The following is a 7,102-nucleotide window of genomic DNA, read 5'->3' on the forward strand; positions in this document are numbered from 1 at the left end:
TTTCTTCTCTTTTTCATTGAAATTGACGTTTCCTGTTCAGTTTTCAAAGACCGATTTGCACTTCGCTTTCGCTTAGCGCTCGTATATAATACAACACTTTATTTTCGATGTCAACGATAATTTTTAGTTTTTTCATTTTTTTATATTGCTGTTTTTATTTTACCTAATTCTTTCAAGTTTTTAATGCAAGATCAAGCATCCACCACCTGCATCACATACGTCATCTATATAATATCAGTTACGTTATTGCTGCGTTACAACAAGTCACCTATACTTATCCGTTCACAGTTTTACTACATTTTTGAAATCACTGCTTCTTCTCCAACTCCATACATGCCAAATATCGCTCATACAATGCATTAATTTCATGATGTTCAAAAGGCGAATTCCGCAATCGAATATCCACCATCAAACGATCCAGTCCTTTATGAATTGCACGATCCAACGCTTTGCTGTATGCCATTTCCCTTGCATGTTGTTCATATTCATCCTCATCTAACAACATCGTTTTTCCTGTTGGCGATACCTTCACATCCAAATCATAATCAATATTCTTAATTGCCTCACCATCATAAATACTAGGCGATGCTAGATTGCAATAATAATGAATGCCGGTTTTACGAATCATGCAAATGACATTATACCATTTATCTGGATAGAAAAAGCAGATTGCCGGTTCTCTGGTCACCCACTTACGACCGTCTGATTCACTTACCAAAGTACGATTCGTGACAGCAACGATACGTTTTTCATTTGCCTCAAGCACGTATCCCATTGCCCATGTCCGATGCAGACTGCCATCATGTTTATAACTTTGAATATATACATATTGATTTTCTTGTAATTCCATGTCTGCCTCCTAACGTTTTTTTATTATAGCAAAATATCATAAAAAATCATAGAATACATTTTCAATCTCTTCCCATACTAGAAATGAAAGGAGAAGCATGAGCAATGTTTCATGCGTGTGATGCTATGTTAACACCTAAAGATGTCTTATATTTAGAAGACCTGCTGGATCAGACCTTTGTCTTAAACAAAAGAATTACCAATGATGTCACAATGATTCAAAATGAAGAAGTGAAAACCTGCTTTGAGGAGGTCAATACGAATCTTGCTAAACATTATCATACAATGGTAGAACTTTTGCAAAAGGAGGTAAAAGAATGAGTGGATCAACTAATAATTACAGCGATAAAGAGATTGCGACCAACCTGTTAGTAACCTTGAAACATATGAAGAGTGAATACAACACTTTTTCACAGGAAGCAAGTAATGAAGAACTTTTTAAAGAAGTAGATACGCTATATCAAGATCTTTCTGCTCAACAGCGCAAGGTTTATGAAATGATGAAAGAACAAGGCTGGTATAAGATGACCTCAGATTCTGAGAAGAACATCTCAAAAGCCTATACAAAATTTAGTAAAATGGAAGATGAGCTCTGTGAATAGAGCTTATCTTTTTTCTATGCCCCATTTTCTGGGGGCCTCTATAGATAAGAAGTATGAATAAAGATACAAACATATACTTTTTTATGATGAAGATAAAATCCAATGATACAGCCATTTATTAAGCAGTATTACGCACTTATCCTGAGTTATCTTTTTAGCTATCCATCATCTTGCACAGAACATGCTTTTTTCATTTCCGCTTTATGAAAAATGTGATACGATACTGTCATGGAGGTAGTATAATGATGAACAATGAATATGAAACCTTATTAACGAGTCTGCGTGGCTTATTAATGGATGAACATGATGAAATTGCCAATATGGCAAATGCAGCTGCTTTATTATATCAATACTTACCCGATATTAGCTGGGCTGGATTTTATTTATATAAACATGATGAATTGGTACTTGGCCCTTTTCAGGGGAAAGTCGCCTGCATGCATATTCCAATGGGAAAAGGAGTATGTGGAACAGCAGCTGTAAAACGCAAGATTCTGCGTGTAGATGATGTTCATCAATTTAGCGGCCATATCGCCTGTGACAGTGCAAGTAATTCTGAAATAGTAATCCCCTTAGTAAAAGAAAACACCCTGCTGGGTGTTTTGGACATTGACTCTTATTCACCTTCTCGCTTCACGCAGGAAGATGAAGACATGCTTAATCAATTTTCTAACATACTTATTTCATCATTATGAATATGAAAATAGGAGCTTGCTAAGGTGACAGCTTCTCTGCTAGAGAAGAAACGACACTTTGCCGTACCTATGTAAGTCGTTCTTACGACACTCTTATCTTCCATGATTTCACCGATTTCTCCCATGTCCTGTTTCGTGAAATCAAGTTCTAGCATATCTTTCCACTGTACACGTGAATTATTTTCAATCGGAGCACTGATAAGTTTAATAGGAAGCTGTTCTCCATGATAGCGGGCTAATTGAAACATGACACAGTTATTGTAATCACAGCCCAAAAGTACGACATAACCATTAAATTCAGATACTTTACCTAATGGTGAATCCTGATTTAAACCAAAGTGCAAAGGATGCTTATCACATAATATTTTGGCGTATTTTCCCCAAGCCGCAAAGCTATATAATGGATGATATGAACGAACTACGCCTTCATTGCGTAAAAACTGATAAATGAGCGCATCTGCTTTTTCGGGTGCGCTTAATTTTTTATCAAAGGGCAAGGCATGCTGACGCACATCCTCCCAATACATACGGGCAATGTGTTTCTTTTGGCAGGCTGGATCAGCCATCTGTGGTGTAAAAGTCGGCATAACGATAGTCCCTTCATAACCTACTGTTTCCATCAATGCCTCAATCAGCATCTGTTCACCACCTATGAGATAACCTAATTTTTTCATATCCGCCTGGACCAAAATCACCATACCACGTTGTATACCCAAAGATTCTAATTGCGCACAAATATCTTCTTTGGTAGATACAACCGTTTCCGGTTCTTCATCTAATGTAATATATGTAAATTTTTCAGCCATGCTATCAGATCCTTCTTTTCTAAATATCCTTCTTTCCTGTTTTCGGCCTGCAACGTCCCCTGATAAAAATAATAGGTTGTTGGTAACTGGCGCAAAACACCGGTCGTAACTTTTAATTCATCTAACATCTTCTTTACATCTGCATCCTTTTCCTTTAGGTTTATATGCAGATAATACACTTCAAACGGCTGTTGTTTTTCTATTTCCTCTATGACCTTTTGATATTCATCACAGGAGTAACAGTCATCGCTTATCACATATAATAGAAATGAATTCTGTCTTTCGTCACTTAATTTCTCAAGAACCTCCGCTGCACTCACTTCGATAGGTCCTTTTTTTGATGATGGTGAGCAAGCAGCTAACAGACATACAATCAGCATGACGAATATTACTTTTTTCATATTCCTGCCCCCTTTTGATGATGCTGTTTTTATTTTAGCACAGAATTCGCCAGTTCTACGCATTTAATCTAAAAAAATGATATTTCGCAATAAATCTTATCCTAGAACGATGGTTACAGCTATTTGCTTATGACGGGGGTTCGTGCTGACATAGCAGCGCCATATAATTCATACTTTCTTAATCAACCACATAAAAAAACACGTTGATTACAGCATGCCTCCCAACAAAAATAGACCAAACACGCCCTAAAACCCATCTGGACCGCAAAAATTCCCCTCATCTTTCATAAATAAGCATAAAAAAACTCTCATTTTCATGAGAGTACGTAGTTATTAATGGAGCAGATGAGGGGAATTGAACCCCCGTATCAGCCTTGGCAAGGCTGTGTTCTACCATTGAACTACATCTGCAAAAATGGCGGTCCAGATGGGACTCGAACCCACGATCTCCTCCGTGACAGGGAGGCATGTTAACCACTACACCACTGGACCTTGTATATTTAACTGACAGCTTTGTTACCGCCAGTGCCCGTATATAATACCATCTGATTTTTTTTCTGTCAACAGCTTTTTTAAATTTTTTTTAATTTTTTTAATGTTTTATATATCATGTGAAAATTCCCCTCTTCATCATCATTGTCATACCTTCCATCTTCATCAACAGTGCCGTTTTCATATCATAAGGGAGTGCCTTCACACTCCCTATAATGCCAGACTCACACGTATTGCTTTATTTATTTTTTCAATTGTTTTATCATCTAATGTACAAATCCACTGCCCCAATCGTTTCTTATCTATCGTCCGCAGCTGTTCACATAAGATCATGGACACATAGCTCAATGAATCATCACTGAAAATCACATGTGTAGGAATTGGCGGTTTTGACATCTTTTTTGAAATCGGCGCAATGATGATTGTTTTAGAATAACGATTTCCCTTATCGTTCTGCACGACCACTACCGGCCGTACCCCACCTTGTTCACTGCCAATGACAGGTGACAGATCTGCATAATATACATCTCCCCGTTTGATCATTATTTCATCACAGCCACCTGCATGCTGTTGATAACCTCCATCATTTCTTCCGGACCCAACTCATCGGAGAATACGGAGAACTCTACACCATCATATACCACACTCATATGATTTCCATCATAAAATCCCACAACATCCATTGCATCAATCATCTCTCCCGGCATGATGACCGTTTGTGTATCTTTAGGCACCTCTTTTTTGGTTTCGACAACGGTAAAATTTTTATCACCATGATACTCTAAAACATGTTTCACTTCCCCATTAACCTTCATCTGATTGGCACTTTTCAGTTCCGATGAAAATACCTGTACCGGATATAGTGGTAAATCCTGTTCACTGATGACGCTGGCACTCGCCTTCTTTTCTATAACGGCAGGTGCTTTGAAATAATCCTTTTTGATCTTGGCATCATATTCACATTTCGTAAAGACAATTTTTAATTCAGAGGTATTATCTTTATTATAAATTTGAAGCCACTTAAGTTTGGCATTTTTATCAAACATGATATCCTCATGATCAAAGTTTTTATTATTGGGATAGCTAACCTTAGCACTTACCAGTGTTCCATCCTTCTGCTTTTTTATTGTGGCATTTTCTTGTTTGACGATGTCCGCTATTGATTGCAATAAGTATGGCTTTGGTGAATTCATCGGCCAATCACCTTCAAATTTAAACACTTGATTTAAGCTTGGGGTCACAACGAAGACGCCTGCGTCGTTGCGTAGTATGATTTGTTCCTGATTCAGTTCCTTATCTGTTAAAGAAACCTTAAAATAATCTTTTTCACCTTTCTCATAGCCAACTTCCAACGCATAGGCTTTCACATCCTCACCTTTTGTGATTTCCATATTTCCTTGTAAGATGTAAGAGTCCATATCCTTCATGGTCTGCGCAAATTCATCACTGAAGGATTTTGGTTTCATGGTAAAGATGAGTGCGACTGCTAGTATCGCAATACCGATACCAGCGATGATTTTTGTTTTCATGCTGCATCTGCTCCCTTCCTGCTCATCCTAATTTATGCGTCGCATAGGAATTTCATTCATATTTCCTTTGGCTTTTCATAGAGTAGAAACAGGTGATCAACATGAAAAAATACCAGAAACTAGTTCTGGCCCTTTCTATTTTTATTTGTCTTCAATACGCGTTTTCCGTTTTATTTCATCTGCATACCTTTACCGATATCCTCTCGTATAGTCCCTGGATAGAGAGTTTGTATGCCTTTCTTGCCGGCTTATGTGGCTTTCTTAATATCCTTTTGTTTCGCCGCGAAGATTGATCGTTATATTATCCTCATTTGCATGTGCGATAAATTTAGGTTTTTAAATACTGTTTTATGTTCATAATGTTATCACAAGAAGATCAATTTTTATTCATCTTTTTGTTTTCTCCATATGCTACAAGGTATATCAAAACCTGCTATTACCATTGTTTTATATTTATGTGTTGAAATCAAACTCTTCATGCGATTGTTCGTCTTTTAACGTCTTTCGCATTTGTACATGTGGGACATGTTCATCCATATGGATTTCTCCATCTACCTGATAATTAAGTCTTTCATAAAAACCTAGCATACGACATTGCGCATCCAGCACAAAGGCTTTTGCTTTGTGTTTTTTGCCATACGCTTCACAGCTTTCGACAAGTACCTTGCCAAATCCTTGTTTACGATATGGCTTGCGTAAGGCTATCCGCCCGATACGCATAACATCTTTTTCTATATCCGCATACATCCGTGCACAGCCTGCTAAGACTTTATCTAGATATAAAGTCACATGAATGGCATGATTGTCAATTTCATCAAATTCCATCATGAACCCTTGTTCTTCTACAAATACTTCTTGACGAACGATTTTAGCATCCGCGAAGTTATGCTCATATACTACTTGAATTTCCATGTGTTTTTCCTTTCTTTTTCACTGTTTAGCCTTTTTATTATCTCTTTTATCTCTTTGAATTTTATCTCCTTGATTTTAATATTCCATAATCAAATCAAAAAACAACCATACCACCATCACATATGTAATGCATTATATCGGAAAGACTTGCTAGGATTATTTGATAATCTAGAGAATATGATACCATAGAATGGTTCTATCTTAAACATAAAAGAAGAAAGAAACATATCGAAAACGATAACATATAAACTTTATAAAAAAACTATTGAACAAATTTCATTACCATCACTGATAATACTTATCATTCATTAAGCAATCAAAACCCACAAAGACTTTTTCAATTAGATAGAGGTCATGGCTGGCATACTTGTAGCCATTAAAATTATGCAAAAACAAATGGAAGTTAAGCTAAAACTAAGAATTTTCTATTTATTATCAACGATTTCTCAAGTGATTGATAGATTCTTCTTTTTACTTATGGTTTTATTAATATATATCGTTTTCCATTAAAGTTTTTGATATGAAAGAGGAAACACGATAATCCACAGGAAAGAGAATTTATTATAAATTCGATATACAATCGCATAGGAGGAAACAAGTTTTCGACTTCTTATCACCGTATGTAAGAAACTGCATACGACGGTGCATAGTATATAAAATATGCTTTAATTGGAACTAACCTGCAGGATTAACTTAATGTTTATTAACTACCTTTGCATATTCAGATACTGTGAAACAGATTTGTTTAATAAGCAAATCTGTTTTTTATGTGTGGCGGGCATGCCACATATCTAGGGTGAAAATCCCTCGGGGCGT

10 protein-coding genes and 2 tRNA genes are annotated in these 7,102 nt (G+C 36.5%); 4 read left to right on the forward strand and 8 right to left on the reverse strand.

The window, feature by feature from the left end; translation table 11 throughout:
- Positions 1–307 precede the first annotated feature (307 nt).
- Positions 308–850: a DUF402 domain-containing protein gene (locus AC1VS3_RS12385; RefSeq protein WP_008979732.1), complete on the reverse strand. Its 543-nt coding sequence runs from the start codon at positions 848–850 to the stop codon at positions 308–310.
- A 104-nt stretch (positions 851–954) separates the two neighbouring features.
- Between AC1VS3_RS12385 and AC1VS3_RS12390 the strand changes: the two genes are divergently transcribed.
- The 3 genes from AC1VS3_RS12390 to AC1VS3_RS12400 all read left to right on the forward strand — a co-directional run bounded on the left by AC1VS3_RS12390 (position 955) and on the right by AC1VS3_RS12400 (position 2,146).
- The gene (locus AC1VS3_RS12390) at positions 955–1,170 is read left to right on the forward strand and encodes a hypothetical protein (protein WP_008979731.1); all 216 of its coding nucleotides are present in this window, start codon (positions 955–957) and stop codon (positions 1,168–1,170) included.
- Entirely contained in the window at positions 1,167–1,451 is a 285-nt protein-coding gene (locus AC1VS3_RS12395; protein ID WP_017144562.1) for a spore coat protein, read from the forward strand. The genes AC1VS3_RS12390 and AC1VS3_RS12395 overlap by 4 nt, the downstream gene beginning before the upstream one ends.
- Before the next feature lie 245 nt (positions 1,452–1,696).
- On the forward strand, positions 1,697–2,146 hold the full coding sequence (locus tag AC1VS3_RS12400; protein WP_438861552.1) for a GAF domain-containing protein: 450 nt from the start codon (positions 1,697–1,699) through the stop codon (positions 2,144–2,146).
- Here the strand turns inward: AC1VS3_RS12400 and AC1VS3_RS12405 are convergent.
- From AC1VS3_RS12405 to AC1VS3_RS12430, 6 genes are all read right to left on the reverse strand, one after another.
- Positions 2,113–2,952, reverse strand: a complete 840-nt coding sequence (locus AC1VS3_RS12405; RefSeq protein WP_119983503.1) for an AAC(3) family N-acetyltransferase — start codon at positions 2,950–2,952, stop codon at positions 2,113–2,115. The genes AC1VS3_RS12400 and AC1VS3_RS12405 overlap by 34 nt on opposite strands.
- Entirely contained in the window at positions 2,922–3,353 is a 432-nt protein-coding gene (locus tag AC1VS3_RS12410; protein WP_008689877.1) for a hypothetical protein, read from the reverse strand. Before AC1VS3_RS12410 ends, AC1VS3_RS12405 begins: the two co-directional genes overlap by 31 nt.
- A 337-nt stretch (positions 3,354–3,690) precedes the next feature.
- Positions 3,691–3,764 (reverse strand) — tRNA-Gly (locus AC1VS3_RS12415).
- Positions 3,765–3,769: 5 nt separating this feature from the next.
- Positions 3,770–3,845 (reverse strand) — tRNA-Asp (locus AC1VS3_RS12420).
- A gap of 210 nt (positions 3,846–4,055) precedes the next feature.
- Positions 4,056–4,388 carry a type II toxin-antitoxin system PemK/MazF family toxin gene (locus AC1VS3_RS12425; protein ID WP_008689879.1) on the reverse strand — a complete coding sequence of 111 codons (333 nt, stop codon included), beginning with the start codon at positions 4,386–4,388 and terminating at the stop codon, positions 4,056–4,058.
- Positions 4,388–5,374: a LolA family protein gene (locus AC1VS3_RS12430; protein ID WP_008689881.1), complete on the reverse strand. Its 987-nt coding sequence runs from the start codon at positions 5,372–5,374 to the stop codon at positions 4,388–4,390. The genes AC1VS3_RS12425 and AC1VS3_RS12430 overlap by 1 nt, the downstream gene beginning before the upstream one ends.
- A 101-nt stretch (positions 5,375–5,475) precedes the next feature.
- Between AC1VS3_RS12430 and AC1VS3_RS12435 the strand changes: the two genes are divergently transcribed.
- Positions 5,476–5,667, forward strand: coding sequence for a hypothetical protein (locus tag AC1VS3_RS12435; RefSeq protein WP_039996165.1), 192 nt, complete (start codon positions 5,476–5,478; stop codon positions 5,665–5,667).
- Positions 5,668–5,827: 160 nt separating this feature from the next.
- On the opposite strand, the gene AC1VS3_RS12440 is transcribed toward AC1VS3_RS12435, so the two are convergent.
- Complete coding sequence (locus tag AC1VS3_RS12440; protein WP_008689884.1) at positions 5,828–6,286, reverse strand: GNAT family N-acetyltransferase; 459 nt, start codon at positions 6,284–6,286, stop codon at positions 5,828–5,830.
- Positions 6,287–7,102: the final 816 nt, after the last annotated feature.

It is taken from the genome of Longicatena sp. (genome assembly GCF_982403165.1).